Annotated in this window: 19 protein-coding genes; 12 read left to right on the forward strand and 7 right to left on the reverse strand. The window is 33.2% G+C overall.

Translation table 11 applies throughout. The features are described 5' to 3' along the window. Position 1 precedes the first annotated feature (1 nt). The 9 genes from J7574_RS08755 to scpA all read left to right on the forward strand — a co-directional run bounded on the left by J7574_RS08755 (position 2) and on the right by scpA (position 9,137). On the forward strand, positions 2 to 469 hold the full coding sequence (locus tag J7574_RS08755) for a low molecular weight protein-tyrosine-phosphatase (RefSeq protein WP_290967106.1): 468 nt from the start codon (positions 2 to 4) through the stop codon (positions 467 to 469). Between the two features lie 63 nt (positions 470 to 532). Then, on the forward strand, positions 533 to 1,246 hold the full coding sequence (locus tag J7574_RS08760) for an SAM-dependent methyltransferase (RefSeq protein ID WP_290967108.1): 714 nt from the start codon (positions 533 to 535) through the stop codon (positions 1,244 to 1,246). Positions 1,247 to 1,249: 3 nt separating this feature from the next. After that, entirely contained in the window at positions 1,250 to 1,813 is a 564-nt protein-coding gene (locus J7574_RS08765; protein WP_290967111.1) for a hypothetical protein, read from the forward strand. Then, positions 1,810 to 2,937 carry a methionine aminotransferase gene (locus J7574_RS08770; RefSeq protein WP_290967113.1) on the forward strand — a complete coding sequence of 376 codons (1,128 nt, stop codon included), beginning with the start codon at positions 1,810 to 1,812 and terminating at the stop codon, positions 2,935 to 2,937. The genes J7574_RS08765 and J7574_RS08770 overlap by 4 nt, the downstream gene beginning before the upstream one ends. Before the next feature lie 78 nt (positions 2,938 to 3,015). Then, positions 3,016 to 3,897 carry an SDR family oxidoreductase gene (locus tag J7574_RS08775; protein WP_198858279.1) on the forward strand — a complete coding sequence of 294 codons (882 nt, stop codon included), beginning with the start codon at positions 3,016 to 3,018 and terminating at the stop codon, positions 3,895 to 3,897. 378 nt (positions 3,898 to 4,275) lie between these two features. Further along, the gene (gene udk, locus J7574_RS08780) at positions 4,276 to 4,884 is read left to right on the forward strand and encodes a uridine kinase (RefSeq protein ID WP_290967120.1); all 609 of its coding nucleotides are present in this window, start codon (positions 4,276 to 4,278) and stop codon (positions 4,882 to 4,884) included. A 193-nt stretch (positions 4,885 to 5,077) separates the two neighbouring features. After that, a complete protein-coding gene (locus tag J7574_RS08785; protein ID WP_290967122.1) occupies positions 5,078 to 5,410 on the forward strand; it encodes a septum formation initiator family protein in 333 nt (110 codons plus the stop codon). 14 nt (positions 5,411 to 5,424) lie between these two features. Next, positions 5,425 to 6,789, forward strand: coding sequence for a methylmalonyl-CoA mutase subunit beta (locus tag J7574_RS08790; RefSeq protein ID WP_290967124.1), 1,365 nt, complete (start codon positions 5,425 to 5,427; stop codon positions 6,787 to 6,789). Positions 6,790 to 7,010: 221 nt separating this feature from the next. Beyond that, positions 7,011 to 9,137: a methylmalonyl-CoA mutase gene (gene scpA / locus J7574_RS08795; protein ID WP_290967126.1), complete on the forward strand. Its 2,127-nt coding sequence runs from the start codon at positions 7,011 to 7,013 to the stop codon at positions 9,135 to 9,137. A 40-nt stretch (positions 9,138 to 9,177) separates the two neighbouring features. On the opposite strand, the gene J7574_RS08800 is transcribed toward scpA, so the two are convergent. From J7574_RS08800 to dapF, 4 genes are all read right to left on the reverse strand, one after another. Then, a complete protein-coding gene (locus J7574_RS08800) occupies positions 9,178 to 9,816 on the reverse strand; it encodes a peptidoglycan-binding protein LysM (protein ID WP_290967128.1) in 639 nt (212 codons plus the stop codon). 483 nt (positions 9,817 to 10,299) lie between these two features. Beyond that, positions 10,300 to 11,340 carry an endolytic transglycosylase MltG gene (mltG, locus tag J7574_RS08805; protein WP_290967130.1) on the reverse strand — a complete coding sequence of 347 codons (1,041 nt, stop codon included), beginning with the start codon at positions 11,338 to 11,340 and terminating at the stop codon, positions 10,300 to 10,302. Positions 11,341 to 11,350: 10 nt separating this feature from the next. Beyond that, complete coding sequence (locus tag J7574_RS08810; RefSeq protein WP_111426733.1) at positions 11,351 to 11,884, reverse strand: GNAT family protein; 534 nt, start codon at positions 11,882 to 11,884, stop codon at positions 11,351 to 11,353. 71 nt (positions 11,885 to 11,955) lie between these two features. Further along, positions 11,956 to 12,738, reverse strand: a complete 783-nt coding sequence (dapF, locus tag J7574_RS08815; protein WP_290967132.1) for a diaminopimelate epimerase — start codon at positions 12,736 to 12,738, stop codon at positions 11,956 to 11,958. A 160-nt stretch (positions 12,739 to 12,898) separates the two neighbouring features. Between dapF and J7574_RS08820 the strand changes: the two genes are divergently transcribed. Together J7574_RS08820 and J7574_RS08825 are read left to right on the forward strand one after the other, a co-directional pair. Then, entirely contained in the window at positions 12,899 to 14,299 is a 1,401-nt protein-coding gene (locus tag J7574_RS08820; RefSeq protein ID WP_290967134.1) for a trypsin-like peptidase domain-containing protein, read from the forward strand. A 203-nt stretch (positions 14,300 to 14,502) separates the two neighbouring features. Beyond that, complete coding sequence (locus tag J7574_RS08825; protein WP_290967136.1) at positions 14,503 to 15,951, forward strand: glyceraldehyde-3-phosphate dehydrogenase; 1,449 nt, start codon at positions 14,503 to 14,505, stop codon at positions 15,949 to 15,951. A 65-nt stretch (positions 15,952 to 16,016) separates the two neighbouring features. Here the strand turns inward: J7574_RS08825 and J7574_RS08830 are convergent, their stop codons facing one another. After that, positions 16,017 to 16,475 carry an Lrp/AsnC family transcriptional regulator gene (locus tag J7574_RS08830; protein ID WP_207294966.1) on the reverse strand — a complete coding sequence of 153 codons (459 nt, stop codon included), beginning with the start codon at positions 16,473 to 16,475 and terminating at the stop codon, positions 16,017 to 16,019. A 202-nt stretch (positions 16,476 to 16,677) separates the two neighbouring features. Here J7574_RS08830 and ald point away from each other — a divergent pair, with 202 nt between their 5' ends. Further along, the gene (gene ald / locus J7574_RS08835) at positions 16,678 to 17,796 is read left to right on the forward strand and encodes an alanine dehydrogenase (protein WP_290967140.1); all 1,119 of its coding nucleotides are present in this window, start codon (positions 16,678 to 16,680) and stop codon (positions 17,794 to 17,796) included. 127 nt (positions 17,797 to 17,923) lie between these two features. On the opposite strand, the gene pafA is transcribed toward ald, so the two are convergent. Beyond that, positions 17,924 to 19,546: an alkaline phosphatase PafA gene (gene pafA / locus J7574_RS08840; RefSeq protein ID WP_290967142.1), complete on the reverse strand. Its 1,623-nt coding sequence runs from the start codon at positions 19,544 to 19,546 to the stop codon at positions 17,924 to 17,926. Between the two features lie 121 nt (positions 19,547 to 19,667). Beyond that, a partial coding sequence (locus tag J7574_RS08845) for a hypothetical protein (RefSeq protein WP_290967144.1) occupies positions 19,668 to 19,889 on the reverse strand: 222 nt, incomplete at its 5' end.

Raw genomic sequence — 19,889 nt, forward strand, 5'->3', positions numbered from 1 at the left:
CATGCCTATAAAAATCTTAATGGTTTGTTTAGGGAATATCTGCAGATCTCCTTTGGCAGAAGGAATTTTAGCCTCTAAACTTCCTGAAGATAAATTTTTGGTCGATTCGGCTGGAACAGGTTCTTGGCATATCGGACATTGTCCTGACAAACGCTCTATCGAAGTCGCTAGAAAAAACGGAATCAACATAAGCGCACAAAAAGGGAGACAAATTCAAGTGTCTGACTTTGACGAATTTGATTATATCTATGTAATGGATAATTCGAATTTTCGCGATGTAATTCATTTAGCTAAAACTCCAGAACACAAAAATAAAGTTCGTTTGATCTTAAACGAATTATTTCCAAACGAAAATGTTGACGTTCCGGATCCATATTATGGTTCGGCAAACGGTTTCGACAATGTTTACCAAATGCTAGACGAAGTTACTGACCTAATTGCAGATCAGCTTCTTAAAAAACACTCCTAATTCGATTCAATTGTTTCTAAAAAAGAGATAATTGAATTTTTTAATTTTTAAACAAAACGCATTATGAAATCTTTCGGAAAACTATATTTAATTCCAACCACAATGGGCGAAAGCGATCCGATGGATGTTTTACCACAAACGGTAAGGAGAACGATAGAAGTTATTGACCATTATATTGTTGAAAACGACAAAACTGCCAGAAAATCAATAAAAGCAGTTTATCCTGAAAAAAAACAGTCAGAATTGGTTCTTTTTACCTTAAACAAAAGGACCGAAACCAGCGAACATAATGATTTCATCAAGCCTTTATTGGAAGGAATAAATATGGGATTAATGAGCGAAGCTGGCTGCCCAGGTGTTGCAGATCCAGGCGCAGCGATTGTAAAATTGGCTCACGAAAAAGGAATTCAAGTTGTTCCTTTAGTTGGCCCTTCTTCCATCCTATTGGCTATGATGGCTTCTGGAATGAACGGACAAAGTTTTACTTTCAATGGATATTTGCCAATTGATAAAGACGAGAAAAAATCAGCGATTCGTCATTTCGAAAGATTATCTCAAGATAAAAACCAATCGCAATTATTCATTGAAACTCCGTACAGAAACAATAAATTAATTGAAGATCTTTTGCAAATCTTAAGTCCTGCAACTCATCTTTGCATTGCAGCTGATATTACACTTCCAACAGAATTCATTAAAACCATGAAAGTATCTGATTGGAAAAAGTTAAAAATTGATATTGATAAACGTCCTGCGATTTTTATTATTCATAAAATGTAAATTATGAGAAAAGAAAGTTTAAGAATATATTCTCTAAACATTTTAAATCTATTTCTAATTTCTTTTATAATAGAAATTTTCTTTACTATCATAGCAAATTATCCAAACAAAAATTCTTCTTTTACTGGGATTACTTTTTGGTTAATTTTCACATTTTACTTAGTGATAAAAATTTTAAAAAAAACAAAAACACATTTAAACAAATTCTTAGTAGCATTTTTTATCTCTCTGATAATTTTATTTTTAATAAGAAACAAGTTTAATATTTTTAATTTTATAGAACCAAACTATTTTGGTTTTAATGGACACCTGTTTAATTATAATTTCAAATCGGATAATTATGATGTTAAAAAATTCTTGTTTTGGCAAACAGGTGTTTGCTGTAATTACAATTTAGTTGATTTTTATGTAAATCCTATTTTTGCCTTTTTCACGTTACCTCCAATAGCAATTCTGGAGTGTTTAATAAAATCAATTTTTCCAGATATTTTTATTTTATTTTTAATACAGATTCCGTTTATATTTCTAAACAAGAAATACACTACATGGACAAATAACTTATCATGAGTAAACTCCCAAACGTAACCACAAGCATTTTCACGGTAATGTCAAAAATGGCAGTGGAATACAATGCAATAAACCTATCTCAGGGATTTCCAAATTTTCCTGTTGACGAAAGATTGACTGATATTGTTGCCAGATTATCAAATGAAAACGTTCACCAATATACACCAATGGCAGGTTATCCTCCGTTGATGAATAAGATTGCGAAGTTGACACAAAGCTCCTACAACAGAACAATCAATCCTGAAACAGAACTTTTGGTTACGGCTGGAGCCACTCAAGGAATTTTCACCACAATTTTGGCTTTAGTAAAAGAAAATGACGAAGTTGTAATTCTCGATCCGAGTTATGATTCTTACGAATCTCCTGTTTTACTTTGTAAAGCAAAACCTGTTCGAGTAGCACTAAACGACGATTACACTCCAAATTGGGAAAGAATTGAAAAAGCGTGTTCTGCCAAAACCAGAATGATGATTATCAATAATCCGCACAATCCGACGGGGAAAATTTTAACCGAAAATGATTTTATTCAGTTAAAAAATCTTCTTGAAAAATATCCTAATATTATCATTCTGTCTGACGAAGTTTACGAATACATTACTTTCGAAGAGAAACATATTTCGGCACATACTAAAGATTTTCTTTTAGATCGATGCGTCATGGTTTCTTCTTTCGGAAAATCATTTCATATAACAGGTTGGAAAATTGGCTACACTATTGCACCAGAACATTTAATGAAAGAAATCAAAAAAGTACATCAGTTTTTGGTTTTTAGCGTTAACAGTATTTCTCAATTTGCTATCAGCGAATATCTTGATGTTGTCGATGTGAATTTATTGGGGAAATTCTATCAAGAAAAAAGAGATTACTTTCAGAAATTGCTTCAAAATAGCCGTTTCGAATTAAAACCTTGCGAAGGAACTTATTTTCAAGTGGCTTCTTATGCCAACATTTCGAATGACGATGATGTTACTTTCTGTAAAAATCTTATCATCGATCATGGAGTTGCCGCAATACCAATTTCAACTTTTTACTCCGATCATAAAGATCAAAAATTGATTCGTTTTTGTTTCGCCAAAGACGACTTCACACTTGAATCTGCAGCAAAAAAATTATGTGAAATATAAAATTTTTCAAAATTTTATAACATTATTATGCGTGCATCCTATTTTATTTGACTAATATTGTAAAAAAAGAAAAAAAATATGAGCTACACAGATAAAATGTTACGTGATGATGCTTTACAAGGCAAAGTCATTGTCGTTACAGGCGGCGGAAGTGGTTTAGGTAAAGCTATGACCAAATATTTTCTCGAATTAGGAGCTCAAGTAGCCATAACTTCTAGAGATTTAGAAAAGTTAAAAACTACAGCTGCCGAATTGGAAAGCCAAACTGGAGGCAAATGTCTTCCCCTTCAATGTGATGTTCGTCATTACGAAGAAGTAGAAAATATGCTTCAGGAAACTTTGAAAGTTTTCGGAAAAGTAGATGTTCTTTTAAATAACGCGGCGGGAAATTTCATTTCGCCGACCGAAAGATTGTCTGCAAATGCATTTGATACTGTGATCGATATCGTACTTAAAGGTTCTAAAAACTGCACGTTAGCATTTGGAAAACACTGGATCGATACAAAACAGACTTCGGCAACGATTTTAAATATCGTAACCACTTATGCTTGGACAGGATCGGCTTACGTGGTTCCTAGCGCTACAGCAAAAGCAGGAGTTCTAGCCATGACAAGAAGTTTGGCTGTAGAATGGGCAAAATACGGAATTCGTTCTAATGCCATTGCTCCAGGACCATTCCCAACAAAAGGGGCTTGGGACAGATTATTGCCAGGAGATCTTTCAGAGAAATTCGATATGGCTAAAAAAGTGCCATTAAAAAGAGTTGGAGATCACCAAGAATTGGCCAATTTAGCTGCTTATTTAGTTTCTGATTTTTCATCTTACATCAACGGAGATGTAATCACAATTGACGGAGGCGAATGGTTAAAAGGTGCTGGACAATTCAACTTATTAGAAGCAATTCCAGAAGAACTTTGGGATCAGCTTGAAATGATGATAAAAGCAAAAAAGAATAAATAATTACAAGTGCTTACTAAATTCAGAATATTTTTTTTTAAATCTATACTGATTGCACGAAATCCCGAAGGTTTACTTTCGGGATTTTTTTATTTTTTTTCACCATATAAGTTCATGTAAGAGATTATAAGCTGATTGGGCTTATTTCATTTAAGCACAAAAAATCGAGCTATTTATATTTACTTATATTACTTATATGGTTCAAAATAAATAATTCGGTCTTTTATCAATATAACAGCAATAATTTCAGTTAAGTAACATTTTGTTTAAATATTTTCTAGCTTAATTTTACTTACATTACTTATATGGTTAAATTATATTAAATGTTTAGCGATTCAGTTAAATTATTATTTTTGCGAAACAAATTATAACATCAAATTTATGCTCATTATAGGAATTGCAGGAGGAACAGGAAGTGGAAAAACAACGGTAGTACACCAAATCATGAACGAATTGCCACATACAGAAGTTGGGGTAATCTCTCAAGATTCTTATTATAAAGAAACTACCAATTTGTCTTTTGACGAAAGAGCATTAATCAATTTTGATCATCCTCGCGCGATTGATTTCGAATTGCTGGTAAGACATTTAAAAGCACTAAAAGCAGGCGAAACAATCGACCAGCCTGTTTATTCTTTTATTCAGCATAACAGAACCGACGACACTATTTCCACACATCCTAGAAAAGTAATGATTGTGGAAGGAATTTTAATTCTAACCAATCCAGAATTAAGAGATATGTTTGATATAAAAGTTTTCGTTCACGCCGATTCTGATGAAAGATTAATTCGTCGTTTAAAAAGAGATATTTCAGAACGCGGACGTGATATTGACGAAGTTTTAAACCGTTACCAAACTACTTTAAAACCTATGCATGAGCAATTTATAGAACCATCTAAAGCTTTCGCAGACATTATCATCCCGAATGACAAATACAATACGGTAGCAATTGATGTAGTTCGCGCTGTAATTAATCAGAGAATTTCATAATTTTTATCGTAAATTTAAACCATAATAATTAGGAGCCGATTCCCGCTATCCGTTTCAAACGAAGTTCACTGAACTCCGCTTGAAATAAAAAATAAGTGAAGTAATCTTTTGTGCCGAACCCCGGCACAAAAGGATTTTCACTACTATCGGGGCTATTGACAACACTCAAATTCAAAAGAAATATTCGTTTAAAATGAAATTTAAAAATCCATACAAAGACAAAAAATGGTTCAAATACCTAGGAAACAAATACGTTTGGGTTTTGCTATTTTTTATAGTTTGGATGCTATTTTTAGACAATTACTCCTATTTTGATCATCGCTTTTTAGATGAGCAAATTCATGAACTTCAGGATAATAAAAAATATTATCAGGAAGAAATCAGAAAAGATCAAGAGCAGATCAAATTGCTCAAAAATCCTGAACAAATTGAGAAATACGCACGCGAAAAGTATTTCATGAAAAAAGATAGCGAAGATATTTATATCATACAATTTGAAGGAGATACCATTCAAGACAAAGAATAATCAAACAAAATACAATGGCCACTAACCTATTCGACGATTTTAATCCGATTTCATCCAAACAATGGAAACAAAAAATTCAGTTTGAGTTGGATGGAGCCGATTACAATCAAACTGTTATTTGGAATTCTCCAGAAGATATTCAGGTAAAACCTTTTTATCATAGCGACGAATTTACAAAAGCAGTAAATGTAAACACCCAAGCCTCAGATTTTAAAATCTGCCAGAATATCTTTGTTTTCGATGTAGAAAAATCTATCGAACGTGCTTTAAACACTTTAGAAAGAGGCGCAGAAAGCCTTCGTTTTACTATTCAAAACGATAAAATTGATGTTGAAAAATTACTAAAGAATCTTCCTTTAGAAAACAAAACCGTTTACTTTAATTTCAATTTTATCTCAATCGATTTCGTTAAAAAATTAGATACTATTTCGATTCAGAAAAAAGCCAAGTTTTATTGCAATTTCGACCCAATCGGGAAATTGGCAAGAGAGGGAAATTGGTTTACCACTTCGGAGAAAACTAATTTTGAAACTTTAGATTTACTCTTTAAAAATACAACCAATTTAAATCTATTAAGTGTAGATTTAGGTTTGTACCAAAATTCTGGAGCTAATATTACACAGCAAATTGCTTATAGTTTGGCACATGCCAACGAATACTTAAACCGTTTTGCTGGAACTGCAAAATCTATTGTTTTTCAAGTTTCTGTTGGAACAAATTATTTTTTCGAAATTGCTAAACTTCGTGCGCTTCGAATGCTTTTTGATTTAATTTCTACAGAATACGATTCAAAAATTGAATGCCATTTATTAGCAACCCCAACCAAACGCAATAAAACAATTTACGATTATAATGTAAACATGTTGCGTACCACAACAGAATGTATGTCGGCAATTTTAGGAGGCGCAGATGCTATTGCTAATTTGCCATATGATGCATTATATCATAAAGACAATGAATTTGGAGATCGAATTGCTAGAAATCAGCTTTTAATTTTAAAACATGAAAGTTATTTCGATAAAGTAAATAATCCAGCAGACGGAAGTTATTATATTGAAAATTTAACCATGCGACTGGCTGAAAAAGCTTTGACTTTGTTCAAAGATATTGAAGCCAATGGAGGATTCTTAAAACTTTTGAACGACGGCACAATCAAAAAGAAAATTCAGGAAAGCGCCAATAAAGAACAGGAATTATTCGATTCTAAAAAAGAAATTTTATTAGGCACCAATAAATATCCGAACAAAGAAGACAGAATGAAACACGATTTAGAATTGTTTCCTTTTGTAAAAATCAAACCAAGAAAAACATTAATTACACCAATTATAGAAAAAAGATTGGCAGAGAAAATGGAACAGGAACGATTAGAACAAGAATAAATGGGATTTTATTTTATCATTTTTTGGATACTGTCATTGATTATGATCGTTACTTGCTTAATTTTTTTAACAATCGGAATTACATATAAAAACTATAAACAGATTTTAATAGCGATTTCAGCCATGCTTTTAGCAATATTATTTTATTATTTACCTTACTATTTAATAATGAAAAATATGATTAACTCACTTAAAAATCTTCATTAGTCATTTGATATAAAATGAGAAAAGACCTTAAACATATTACGCTTCAAACTCTAAAGTCGAAAGTTGAAAATCGAGAAAACTTGAAAGATAACTTTACGACCGCTGAAGGAATTGAAATCAAAAAAAATTACTCGGAGAAAGATATCGAAGATTTAGAATTTCTTGATTTCGGAGCTGGTTTTGCACCAAACCTACGCGGACCTTACGCAACCATGTACGTCAGACGCCCATGGACGATTCGTCAATATGCCGGATTTTCTACAGCTGAAGAAAGCAATGCATTTTATAGAAAAAATTTAGCTGCGGGCCAAAAAGGACTTTCCATTGCTTTTGACCTTCCAACCCATCGCGGTTACGATTCAGATCACGAAAGAGTAGTTGGAGATGTGGGAAAAGCAGGAGTTGCGATTGATTCTGTCGAAGACATGAAAGTACTTTTCGATCAGATTCCGTTAGATGAAATGTCGGTTTCTATGACCATGAATGGCGCTGTTTTGCCGATTATGGCTTTTTATATTGTTGCGGCTGAAGAACAAGGCGTTAGTCCAGAAAAATTAGCAGGAACAATCCAGAATGATATTCTAAAGGAGTTTATGGTACGAAATACTTATATCTACCCTCCAACTCCATCGATGAAAATTATTGCGGATATTTTTGAATTTACGAGCAAAAAAATGCCAAAATTCAATTCGATCTCTATTTCTGGCTATCACATGCAAGAAGCGGGTGCCACTGCAGATATTGAATTAGCGTACACTTTGGCAGATGGTTTAGAATACATTAGAACCGGATTATCAACAGGAATGACGATTGACGATTTTGCTCCAAGGTTATCTTTCTTCTGGGCAATTGGAATGAATCATTTTATGGAAATTGCCAAAATGAGAGCGGGAAGAATGATTTGGGCTAAATTGCTACAACAATTTAATCCGAAAAGTGATAAATCTTTGGCTTTAAGAACACATTGCCAAACCAGCGGATGGAGCTTAACCGAGCAAGATCCATTTAATAATGTCGCCAGAACTTGTATTGAAGCTTCTGCAGCCGTTTTTGGAGGAACACAATCTTTACATACCAATGCTTTAGACGAGGCAATTGCTCTTCCAACAGATTTCTCTGCTAGAATTGCTAGAAATACGCAAATATTTCTTCAAGAAGAAACCAAAATGACTAAAACGGTAGATCCTTGGGCTGGCAGTTATTATGTAGAAAGTTTGACCAATGAGATCATTGAAAAAACTTGGAAACTTATTGAAGAAGTAGAAGAATTGGGCGGAATGACAAAAGCAATTGAAGCTGGAATTCCTAAACTTCGAATTGAAGAAGCTGCGGCTAGAAAACAAGCAAGAATCGACAGCGGACAAGATATTATTGTAGGCGTAAATAAATACCGCTTAGAAAAAGAAGATCCGTTAGATATTTTAGATGTAGACAATCAATTGGTTCGCAAGCAACAAGTGGAACGTCTTGAAGAAATAAAACAAACAAGAGATTCTGAAAAAGTAAATAAGTCACTAGAAAAATTAATCCATTGTGCGCAAACGGGACACGGAAACTTGTTAGAAAATGCAATTGAAGCAGCTAGAAACAGAGCAACACTTGGCGAAATCAGCAATGCATTGGAAACTGTTTTTGGCCGTTTTAAAGCACAAATTAAATCTTTTAGCGGAGTGTATAGTGCAGCAATAAAAAATGACGAGAATTTTGAGCGAGCAAAACAACTAGCTGATGTTTTTGCCAAACAAGAAGGAAGACGTCCTAGAATTATGATTGCCAAAATGGGACAAGACGGTCACGACCGAGGCGCAAAAGTAGTCGCAACAGGCTACGCCGATGTAGGTTTTGATGTTGATATAGGTCCGCTATTTCAAACTCCAGCAGAAGCCGCAAAACAAGCTGTAGAGAATGATGTTCATATTTTGGGAGTTTCTTCTCTTGCAGCTGGACATAAAACTTTGGTGCCGCAAGTAATTGAAGAATTAAAAAAACACGGACGCGAAGATATTATGGTAATTGTTGGCGGTGTAATTCCGTCTCAGGACTATCAATTCCTGTTTGATGCTGGTGCATCAGCGGTTTTTGGACCAGGAACTAAAATAAGTGAAGCTGCTATAAAAATCTTAGAAGCTCTAATAGATTAAAAAGAAAATCCCTTTTTACAAGGGATTTTTCTTTTTTCATTTAGTCGTTTACTGTTGCGTTACTATCTGCTTCTATAAAGGAAAGATCGTAACCTGCAAAATCTCTCATGTAACTTTTCAAAGAAGTTCCGAAAGCATCTCTAAAATGTCTGCTTCCTTTGTTTTTGAAAAAGTTCTTTACAGAACCTGCACCACCTAAATGCGCTGCAGCTAAAATTCCAGATTCGGTAATTTCAATACCATTAATAATTTTGCCTTCATACTTTTGAATTTCATAACGTAAAATCCATTTGTTTTTGGCTAATAAAGCCATGAAAGCTTTTTCTTGTAGAGCAGGATCTTTTAAAAAGGCTTTGTTATCATTAATTCCGATCGCTCTTAAAGCTTTAGAACCAAATTGATACTTGCCCATATAACCAAGAGTATTTACTAATCTGTATTGCCCTTGCGATTCTTTAAAAGCTACTGCTTCTTTAAATCCTATAAGATGATTTCCTGTGTATGGGACGTTGGTGTTCGGATAATCATCCTTTTCTTTTGATGGAAAAATGTATTCTGATCCATCTGTTTTTTCAATTAAAAACCAAGGTTTGGTTTCTTTTTCTGAGGGAATAAATCCCAAACTTAAAAATGTAATAATAACGACTAAACTCGCATAAAAATACCATTTCTTTATCATAAATTGTTTTTCTTCAAGACACTGTCACTCTCTTGAAATTTCTACGGTGCAAAGATAAGGCATTTTCAAAATATGCTTAAAACCAGTCATTTACCATTTTTTAAGAAAAATCAGGATTCGCTTTCATCCCAAGTATAGTAATAGATTCCAAGAGATTTGAGGGCTCAATTTTCGACTCTAAAAACTGAAAAATGAGGTCAAAAAAAATCGCATTTTATATAAATTTTAAGCAAATTTCATTAAAAAGAAAGAATAAACCTACAATAAAATCAATCTTTTTCATGCAAATATTGAAAAGCCCTTTTTGAATTTTATAAAATTCCACATTAAAAAATGTTTATTTTTTTATTACGATAATCCAAAAATTAGATAAAATAGCAATTTGATAATTTTTCATTTTCGACAGCATTTTTAGATTAAAAAGGAAACAAAAAAAACCGAAGTAATTTTACTTCGGTCTTTTACTATTTTAGAAAACTAAATCTATCTCGTTACACCTTGACTTGCGATCCAGTCTGAATATTTTTTTGCATTTACATTATGTTCTGCCAATGTGGCCGCAAATTCGTGATACCCAAAACGATCGACACTAGCACAGAAATAAATATAATCGTTCTTCTCTGGGTTTAAAACCGCTTCTAAAGCTGTAATATCTGGCATTGCAATTGGCCCAGGAGGAAGTCCTTTATTTACATAAGTATTATATGGAGATCTCATTACCAAATCATTATAAAAAACTCTTTTAATAACTTGATCAAAATCGTTGTCTCTTAATTTTAAAGCATAAATAACGGTTGGGTCTGCTTGCAACGGCATTTCTAAACGCAAACGGTTTAAATAAACACCGGCAATACGTGGTCTTTCGTCTTTTTTAACCGATTCCTTATGTACAATTGATGCTAATATCGTAGCCTGAACTGGTGTTAATCCTTGTTTCTTTGCTTTTTCAATTCTTTCAGGTGTCCAGAAATTGTGATATTCTTTAATCATTTTATCACGAAACTTTTCTGCAGAAGTATTCCAATAAATTTCATACGTATTTGGAATAAACATGGCAAAAACATTTTCTTCATTAAATCCGTTTGCTACTAAGAAAGTAGAATCTTTGATGGCTTTCAATAAAGATAAACTGTCAGCTTCAATTTCTTTACCAATTCTTCCAGCAAAATTCTCTAAACGCTCTTGATTATTAAAAACCAATTTCACAGGAATATTAGAACGCATTGCTCGCACCAAGTCAATGTTGTTCATATCTTTCTTTAGAAGGAAACGTCCCGATTTTACATTTTGCGGATAATCTCTTTTTTCAGCAACCATTTCGAAGTTGTCGAAATTCTTTATGTAAGGCGCTAAAATCTTTTTTACATCAGCATAATTAGCATCTGTTGGTACGTAAACGTATACTTCTTTTTCTTCAAATTTAGTATTAGAACTAAAAATTTTACTGATTAAAATAAAACCATAAATCAATAAAACTGAAATTATGGCTACGGCACTTATTGTGATTATTTTTTTTAGACTCAAAGCTTAAAGTTTAAATTTGTTTATTAATTAGCTGAAAAATTGCTTCATCATGATAGTGGTTATGATACAAAATCCAGTCTTTTTTTATTCCGATTTTCTTAAAACCAAATTTAGTAAAAAGTGCAATACTCGCTACATTTTGTACGCCAATATTTGCATACAATTGATGGAGATTTAAATTCGTAAAAGAATATTTAATTAAAAGCTCTAAAGCCTCAGAACCAATATTTTTACCTTGATTTTCTTCTTTCTGAATGACAATACCAATCCCTGCCCTATTATTTCTTGGGTCAAATTCAAACAAATCAATCAACCCGATAGCAGGAAAATCCTCGTCTTGACAGATTGCCAAACGAAGTTGTTTTGCCTCGTAAATATCCTGATGGGCATTTTCTAAATATTGTTTAATTAAAAAACGGCTGTAAGGAGTTTGCGTATTACTAACTTCCCAGATATTCTCGTCATTTTCTATAGAATAGATAAACTCCAAATCTTGAGGTTCAAGTGCACGCAAATAAATCGAATCGCCTTTTAATGTAATCATCGTGATATTTAGATTGTAGATTTTAGATTTATCGATTGGAATTTAGAATTTAAAAAATTGAGATTTATAAATTAAATCTCAATTGTTCCTTTAAACACGAATTTTGCTGGTCCAGTCAAGAAAACATTGGTATAACCATCGCTATCTTTATCAAAAGAAACCACCAATTTACCACCTTCAACATTTAAGTTTATTGAAGTTTTATCGGTTTCTCCAATCGCATTCATAGCAATGGCAACAGCAGTTGCACCAGTTCCGCAAGCAAGAGTTTCGTCTTCAACACCTCTTTCGTAAGTTCTCAAAGAAAAAGTATCATTATCAACCTTTTTTACAAAATTGACATTGCTCCCTTTTTCTCCATATAATTCACCATAACGAATTGCGGCTCCATTTTCTTTTACATTATAATGTTCCAAATCATCTACAATTTGAACGTGGTGAGGCGAGCCTGTATTTAAGAAAGTATAAGAATCTTTTTTCTGGATTTCATTTACATCAATCATTTGCAAAGAAACAATCGAATCGGCATTTACAGAAGCATAATGCAATCCATCAGTTGCGATAAAAGTCGTTTTGTAATCAATTACTCCCAATTGGTTAGCAAAAGCAACAAGGCAACGACCGCCGTTTCCGCACATCGAACTTTGATTTCCATCAGAGTTGTAATACACCATTCTAAAATCGGTTTCAGAATCATTTTCTAAAAGAATTAATCCGTCAGCACCAATTCCGAAACGTCTGTCGCACAGACGTTCAATAAGTTTTACATCTTCGTTTGGAAAGAAATTTGTACGATTATCAATCATGACAAAATCGTTTCCTGTACCTTGATATTTATAAAATTCTACTTGCATTTTTTAGTTGTTAGAAATACAAAAGTACGAACTATTAATTAATGAAATGTTAATCATTGTTAAAGAGCGTTAAACCGTTTTTACAAATAATTTTTTGAAGTAATTTTACGTTAAATAAAACACGAAACTAAATTCTAATAACTTAATTACAAATTCTAATATGAAAAGATTTTCAGCCTTATTTTTAGTGTCATTATTAAGTGGTGCTATTACTCTTGGTGCTTACAAGTTATTATTTGAAAGCAACAATTCATTTTTTGGAAAAGGAAATTCTGTTGTAACTCTTGCCCCTAATTCTTATGGAAAAAATGTTGGTTTAGGCGCTGAAACACTCGATTTTACCGAAGCGGCAGATAAAACTATTCATACCGTTGTTCACGTAAAAAATGTTTCGAGAAGAACAGTAAGCAACCCAATGCTTGAATTTTTCTACGGTTATGGCGGACAACAACAGCAAGAACAAGTAGGAACTGGTTCTGGTGTAATTATTTCTGAAGACGGATATATCGTGACTAACAACCACGTAATTAAAGACGCTACAGATATTGAAATTACCTTAAACAACAAAAAATCATACAAAGCAAAATTAATTGGTACTGATTCTAAAATGGATATTGCCCTTTTGAAAATCAATGCCGACGAGAAACTTCCTTACACTGCTTTTGCAAACTCTGATAATGTTAAAGTTGGAGAATGGGTATTGGCAGTTGGAAATCCTTACAACTTAACTTCGACTGTAACTGCCGGAATTGTTTCGGCGAAAGCCAGAAATTTAGACCAAAGCGGAATTCAATCTTTCATTCAAACTGATGCTGCTGTAAACCCAGGTAATAGCGGTGGAGCGTTAGTAAATGCAAGAGGAGAATTAATTGGAATTAACACTATGATTTCTTCTATGACTGGTTCTTATGTTGGATATTCTTTTGCTGTTCCTTCTAATATCGCTAGAAAAATTATTGAGGATATTATGGAATATGGAAATGTTCAAAGAGGAATTCTTGGTGTTGAAGGAGGAGAATTGAATAGCACAGCTTCTAAAGAATTAGGAGTTACAGAAACACAAGGATTCTATATTAATAGAGTTTCTAAAAATTCTGGTGCAGAAAAAGCTGGTCTAACTAAAGGAGACATCATTGTAAAATTGGATGATCAGAACATTGCTACTTATGCAGATTTATCGGGCTACATCAACACAAAACGTCCTAATGATGTTGTAAAAGTAACTTATATTAAAGACGGAAAAACGAAAACAGTTCCTGTAACTTTAAGTAAAAATGAGTTTTACAGCGCTGAATTTAAAGGAATCGAATTGGAAAACATTGATGCGGCTGACAAGAAAAAATTCAGAATTGACTACGGTGTTAAAATTAAAAACATCACCAACGAGAATTTAATGCAATATCAAAATGAATTATTAGGAAATATAATCCTTAGTATTGATAATATAAAAGCAACAAATGTTGAAACCGTTTCAAAACTTTTAAGTAAAAAAGACGAAGGACAAAGTGTTCGTATTGAAATGATCAACAGAAACGGAGAAATTTTCAGAATTATAATTTAAGTCGCAGTTTTCGAGTCACAGTTTTCAGTTACCAAAAACTGAGAACTGCGACTGCGACTGAAAACTTCAAAAAAAGCCATCTTAAGAAATTTAAGGTGGCATTTTTATTTTCAAAAATAAATGCTAAAATAGTTTACGAAATCGATTGAAATAGATACTTTTGCGCAAAATTTTAAAATAGTGAGCATTTTATTTTTTCAATTATGAGTAACAAATCATTGTACCAAAAAGAGGTAACATTACAAGTCGACCGAAGAAAAGCGGGTGTCGAATTAATAAAAGTCATAAGCGATTTATGGTATGACAAATCAATCGAAATGGTTTTATTCAAAAATCAATTATTGGATAAAAACGTAAGCGATATTATCAATCTTCATCAATATGCTGGCGAATTTGTTGGCAAACCAATCACCATTTTTGATTCGGTTGAAATTGCAAAAGTGGTTTTATCATTAGATCTTCCTCCTGCAAAAATAGATTTAGGAAAACTAACTTACGAGTATCGCTTAGAAGATGAAAAATATCCTGATGCAAGATATTTTGTTATTGACAAATTGAAAAAAGCAAAATCCTCTAAAGAAATTAAACCAAAGGACGTTGTTTTATATGGTTTTGGAAGAATTGGACGTTTATTAGCACGAGAGCTAATGTCTAAAACAGGAAAAGGAAACCAGTTGCGTTTGAGAGCAATTGTAACTAGAGATAAAAACGACGCATCGAGTTTAGAGAAACGAGCTTCTCTATTGCGATACGATTCAATTCACGGGGATTTTCAAGGATCTGTAATAGCCGATCCTAAAAATAATGCCTTAATTATTAACGGAACAACAGTTCATATCATTACAGCCAATTCTCCTGAAGAAATTGATTATACCACATACGGAATCAATGATGCTTTGGTAATAGATAACACTGGAGCATTTACAACAGAAGAAGCTTTAAAAAGACATTTAACATCAAATGGAGCAAGCAAAGTTTTATTGACTGCTCCTGGAAAAGGCGTTCCAAATATCGTTCATGGAGTAAATCATAATGATTTTAATCCTGAAGAAGTAAATATTTTTTCTGCAGCATCTTGCACAACAAATGCTATTACTCCAATTCTAAAAGTCGTTGAAGAAACTCTAGGTGTTGTAAAAGGACATTTAGAAACCATTCACGCGTATACCAACGACCAAAATCTGGTTGATAATATGCACCGAAAATACCGTCGCGGAAGAGCTGCGGCTTTAAATATGGTTATTACAGAAACCGGTGCAGGAAGTGCTGTTGCGAAAGCTTTGCCATCATTGGAAGGAAAATTAACTTCAAATGCTATTCGAGTTCCTGTTCCTAACGGATCTCTTGTCGTTTTAAATTTAGAAGTTAAAAAAGCAACATCAATTGCGGCAATCAATAAAATCATGAAGAAATATGCTCTCGAAGGAGAATTGGTAGAGCAGATTAAATATTCTTTAAACAACGAATTGGTTTCATCTGACATTGTAGGAACTTCTGCTCCATCAATCTATGACAGCAATGCTACAATTGTTTCAAAAGACGGAAAAAATATAGTATTATACATCTGGTACGATAACGAATACGGATATAGCCACCAAGTTATTCGTTTAGCAAAATATATTGCCAAAGTAAGACGTTATACCTATTATTAATTCATCCAAACTAACTTTTTTGCTAAAAGCCATCAGGATTTTCTTGATGGTTTTTTTCTTTTTCTTTAAATAGGAAGAACAGTCGTACTTTTTACTTCTGAAATTACAAAAACAGTATTTATTAAAGAAACTTCAGGCAAAACGGATAATTTTTTCTGATGAAAATGATGATAGCTTTCCATGTCTGGAATTATGATCTTCAGCATATAGTCAAAATTCCCTGAAACATAATTGCACTCCACAACTTCAGGCAAATTTAAAATCGATTGGTTAAAGCCTTCTGAAGTATCATAAGTTTGTTTGACCAACGTAACCTGACAATAAACGGTCAAATTATTTCCCAATTTTTTCTTGTCAAGAAGCGTAACATATTTCTCGATAATACCATCTTTTTCAAGACGTTTCACTCGATCATGCACAGGAGTTAAAGACAAATTTATTTTGTTTGCAATGTCTTTTAAAGTGTAATGTGCATCTTCTTGCAAAAGACGTAGTATTTTTTTGTCAATTTCATCTAAAGCCATAACGAAAACGTTTTATTAAAATCAGTTCGATTTAGTCTTTTTTTCTTTTTGAAGAATAAAATTAACTCCAAAACAGAATATTTTTCTGTAAAAGTAAAAAATAAAATAATATTTTCTTATTTATCATGCGTTAAACCATAATTTATTCTCTATCTGTAGATTTGTAAAACAATTTCAATAAAAAACAAAAAAATATAACAAAATGATAATAGGTGTTCCTAAAGAAATAAAAAATAACGAAAACAGAGTTGCCTTAACTCCTGCAGGTGTTTCTGAAATGAAAAAACACGGACATACAGTTTACGTTCAAGCTACTGCTGGTTTAGGAAGTGGTTTTGCTGATGCAGAATATGCTGAAGCTGGTGCAGTTGTTTTACCAACTATTGAAGAAGTTTACGCAATTGCAGAAATGATCATCAAAGTAAAAGAACCAATTGCTTCTGAGTACCCATTGATCAAAAAAGATCAATTATTATTTACTTATTTCCACTTTGCTTCTTCTGAAGAATTAACTCATGCAATGTTGGAAAAAGGAGCTGTTTGTTTAGCTTACGAAACTGTAGAAAAAACAGACAGAAGTTTACCATTATTAGTTCCAATGTCTGAAGTTGCAGGTCGTATGGCTATTCAACAAGGGGCAAAATACCTTGAAAAACCATTAAAAGGAAGAGGAATTCTTTTAGGAGGTGTTCCAGGTGTACCACCAGCGAAAGTATTAGTTTTAGGTGGAGGAATTGTAGGAACTCAAGCTGCTAAAATGGCTGCTGGATTAGGTGCTCAAGTTACTATCATGGACTTAAGCTTACCACGTTTACGTCAATTAGACGATATCATGCCAGCTAACGTAAATACAGAAATGTCTAACCATTATAATATTACAAGAGCAATTAAAGATGCTGACTTAATTGTTGGAGCAGTTTTAATTCCAGGAGCAAAAGCACCTCATTTAATTACTCGTGATATGCTAAAATTAATGCGTCCAGGAACTGTTGTTGTTGACGTAGCGGTAGACCAAGGTGGATGTATCGAGACTTGTACTCCAACAACTCACGAAAACCCAACTTTCATTATTGACGATATCGTTCACTACTGTGTAGCTAATATGCCAGGAGCTGTTCCTTACACTTCTACTTTAGCTTTAACAAACGCAACTTTACCATATGCTGTACAATTAGCAAACAAAGGATGGGAAAAAGCATGCGCAGAAAATGAAGAATTGAAAAAAGGATTAAACGTAGCGAATGGAAAAATCCTTTACAAAGGAGTTGCAGAAGCTTGGCATCTTCCTTTTAACGAAGAAATAGTATTAGCAAACGCATAGTGCTAATACTTGTATAAGTGCTTACTAAAATCACTATTACAAAAGGCTTTTCTCAACCGAAAAGCCTTTTTTTATGCCATAAAAAAAACCTGTCTACATGACAGGTTTTCATAAATATCATTATTTTTTATTTCTTATTATCAAGAACTTCACTCATTACTTTAGCTTCAGTTCCATTTGGAAAAGTGACCTTAATTTTTTGAGCTATTGTCGGAGCAATCTCTGTAATGGCCTTCTTATCATACGATTCCCCTTTTTTGATATGCCAGCCATAAAAAATAGCAGGAACATGAGTATCATAACTATAAATTGTTCCATGAGATGTTCCTGTCGCAGTATATTCAATCACTCCTGGTTTATCTACTATAACTAAATCTCCATTCTGTGTTACATCATAACCTTTAGCTACAAAATTTAGAGCATAATCATTTCCAGCATTCGCTAAAACTTCTTCTTCGGTGAAAACTTTTTTAACTTGCGGTTGAGTAATTAAAAAATCTTTAAAAGCTTGTTTGACTTTAGTAAGATCTAACTTTTTGTCTTTTATAATTTGTTTGTTGAAGAAAACATTAAAGTTTGAATAATTCTGAATTAAATCAACACCATATGTTTTAGTTGAAAAATCCTGTAAACTTTTCTTAACCTCTTTAGAAGGATAATTATCTACATTGTATTTGCGATCTTTCAAATAAATTACGTTTTCAGCTCCAGCGTGGTCGGCTGTCAAGAAAAGCAAGTAATTCCCTTTACCAACCGTTTTATCCAAATAAGCTAAAAAGTCAGCAATTGTTTGATCCAATCTCAAATAAGTATCTTGAAGCTCCATAGATCTTGGACCAAGTAAATGCCCTACGTAATCTGTAGAAGAAAAACTAACTGTCAAGAAATCTGTAATATTATCTTTTCCTAACTCTTCTTTTTCAATTGCTCTCTTTGCAAATTCAGCTAATAAATCATTTCCAAAAGGAGTAGCGCGAATAACACCAGCATCATTTTTCTCATACATAGATTTCAAATCGTATGGAAAAACCGGCGCTGCACTTCCATACAATTTCCCTTCATAAGGATTATTATCAGGAAGACTTTCATTGTAAACCGAAGCAGGTTTATACAAATCCCAGCCTTTATTGATATATTTTAAGTAGTTTTTCTCATTATTGAACTCAGTAACCCAATCAGGTAATTTGTCACCGTAAAATGTACTAGAAATAAAAGAACCAGTTTTACTGTACCAAAATGCCCAGTTAGCAAAATGTCCAGCTGGCAATATAGCACCACGATCTTTTAAACTCATTCCTATTACCTTTCCGTTAAAATTAGTAGCCATTCTAACTTCATCAGTAATTGTGGTGCTTTGAAGATTTTTAGGAGACATTGCTCCTTCTTCGGCAGTGCCATCGCCTACAGTTTTAACTCCCGCATCGTCTGTGCAATACATTTCTTTTCCAAGAGTTCTGCTGAACCACTCGTTACCAACAATTCCGTGAGTAGCAGGTGTTGTACCCGTATAGATAGAAGCATGTCCAGGAGCAGTGTAAGTTGGCATATAATTATAATGCATATTTTGGAAAGTAAATCCATCATTCATTAATCTCTTAAAGCCGTTTGGAGAAAAATCATCTGAAAAGCGATATAAATATTCCATTTTCATTTGATCGACAACTATACCCACAACTAACTTTGGACGTTGTTGTTGCGCACTTAAACCTGTAACAGCAAGAAGTGCTAACAATAAAATATTTTTCTTCATGTTTAAAATAAAATAATTGAAACACAAAAATACTCATTCAAATCCAAAAAGTCTAAATTATCAATCTTTAACCTCTGCAATTGACTATAATTTAACACTTATTAAACCATTAGGATTACAATCATGGCGTTTCCCTTAGGGCCGTGCTGTCCGCTGTATCTTTTGCGGCAGGGAGTTTAGGGGATGCTGGAAGATTGGTTTTCCGCAAAAGGATGCCGCTTCCATCACTAACGCGGGTTTCGGGCAGTCTGGAGCTTTCGTTTTTACGTAAAAAAAAACAGAAAAGCTTATAAAACAGAAAACCCCATCCGGATTGGATAGGGTTTTCAAAAGAAAGGCGACG

This window comes from Flavobacterium sp., from assembly GCF_017744675.1.
Taxonomy (GTDB): Bacteria; Bacteroidota; Bacteroidia; order Flavobacteriales; family Flavobacteriaceae; genus Flavobacterium.

Excerpts from the sequence above, each read along its gene's own strand:
- J7574_RS08770 (WP_290967113.1), top strand. The coding sequence starts at position 1,810 with ATGAGTAAACTCCCAAACGTAACCACAAGCATTTTCACGGTAATGTCA.
- J7574_RS08830 (WP_207294966.1), bottom strand. The coding sequence starts at position 16,475 with ATGGCTTTAGATGAAATTGACAAAAAAATACTACGTCTTTTGCAAGAA.
- pafA (WP_290967142.1), bottom strand. The coding sequence starts at position 19,546 with ATGAAGAAAAATATTTTATTGTTAGCACTTCTTGCTGTTACAGGTTTA.
- dapF (WP_290967132.1), bottom strand. The coding sequence starts at position 12,738 with ATGCAAGTAGAATTTTATAAATATCAAGGTACAGGAAACGATTTTGTC.
- J7574_RS08790 (WP_290967124.1), top strand. The coding sequence starts at position 5,425 with ATGGCCACTAACCTATTCGACGATTTTAATCCGATTTCATCCAAACAA.
- J7574_RS08765 (WP_290967111.1), top strand. The coding sequence starts at position 1,250 with ATGAGAAAAGAAAGTTTAAGAATATATTCTCTAAACATTTTAAATCTA.
- J7574_RS08760 (WP_290967108.1), top strand. The coding sequence starts at position 533 with ATGAAATCTTTCGGAAAACTATATTTAATTCCAACCACAATGGGCGAA.
- ald (WP_290967140.1), top strand. The coding sequence starts at position 16,678 with ATGATAATAGGTGTTCCTAAAGAAATAAAAAATAACGAAAACAGAGTT.
- J7574_RS08800 (WP_290967128.1), bottom strand. The coding sequence starts at position 9,816 with ATGATAAAGAAATGGTATTTTTATGCGAGTTTAGTCGTTATTATTACA.
- J7574_RS08755 (WP_290967106.1), top strand. The coding sequence starts at position 2 with ATGCCTATAAAAATCTTAATGGTTTGTTTAGGGAATATCTGCAGATCT.
- scpA (WP_290967126.1), top strand. The coding sequence starts at position 7,011 with ATGAGAAAAGACCTTAAACATATTACGCTTCAAACTCTAAAGTCGAAA.
- J7574_RS08810 (WP_111426733.1), bottom strand. The coding sequence starts at position 11,884 with ATGATTACATTAAAAGGCGATTCGATTTATTTGCGTGCACTTGAACCT.
- J7574_RS08785 (WP_290967122.1), top strand. The coding sequence starts at position 5,078 with ATGAAATTTAAAAATCCATACAAAGACAAAAAATGGTTCAAATACCTA.
- J7574_RS08820 (WP_290967134.1), top strand. The coding sequence starts at position 12,899 with ATGAAAAGATTTTCAGCCTTATTTTTAGTGTCATTATTAAGTGGTGCT.
- J7574_RS08825 (WP_290967136.1), top strand. The coding sequence starts at position 14,503 with ATGAGTAACAAATCATTGTACCAAAAAGAGGTAACATTACAAGTCGAC.
- udk (WP_290967120.1), top strand. The coding sequence starts at position 4,276 with ATGCTCATTATAGGAATTGCAGGAGGAACAGGAAGTGGAAAAACAACG.
- J7574_RS08775 (WP_198858279.1), top strand. The coding sequence starts at position 3,016 with ATGAGCTACACAGATAAAATGTTACGTGATGATGCTTTACAAGGCAAA.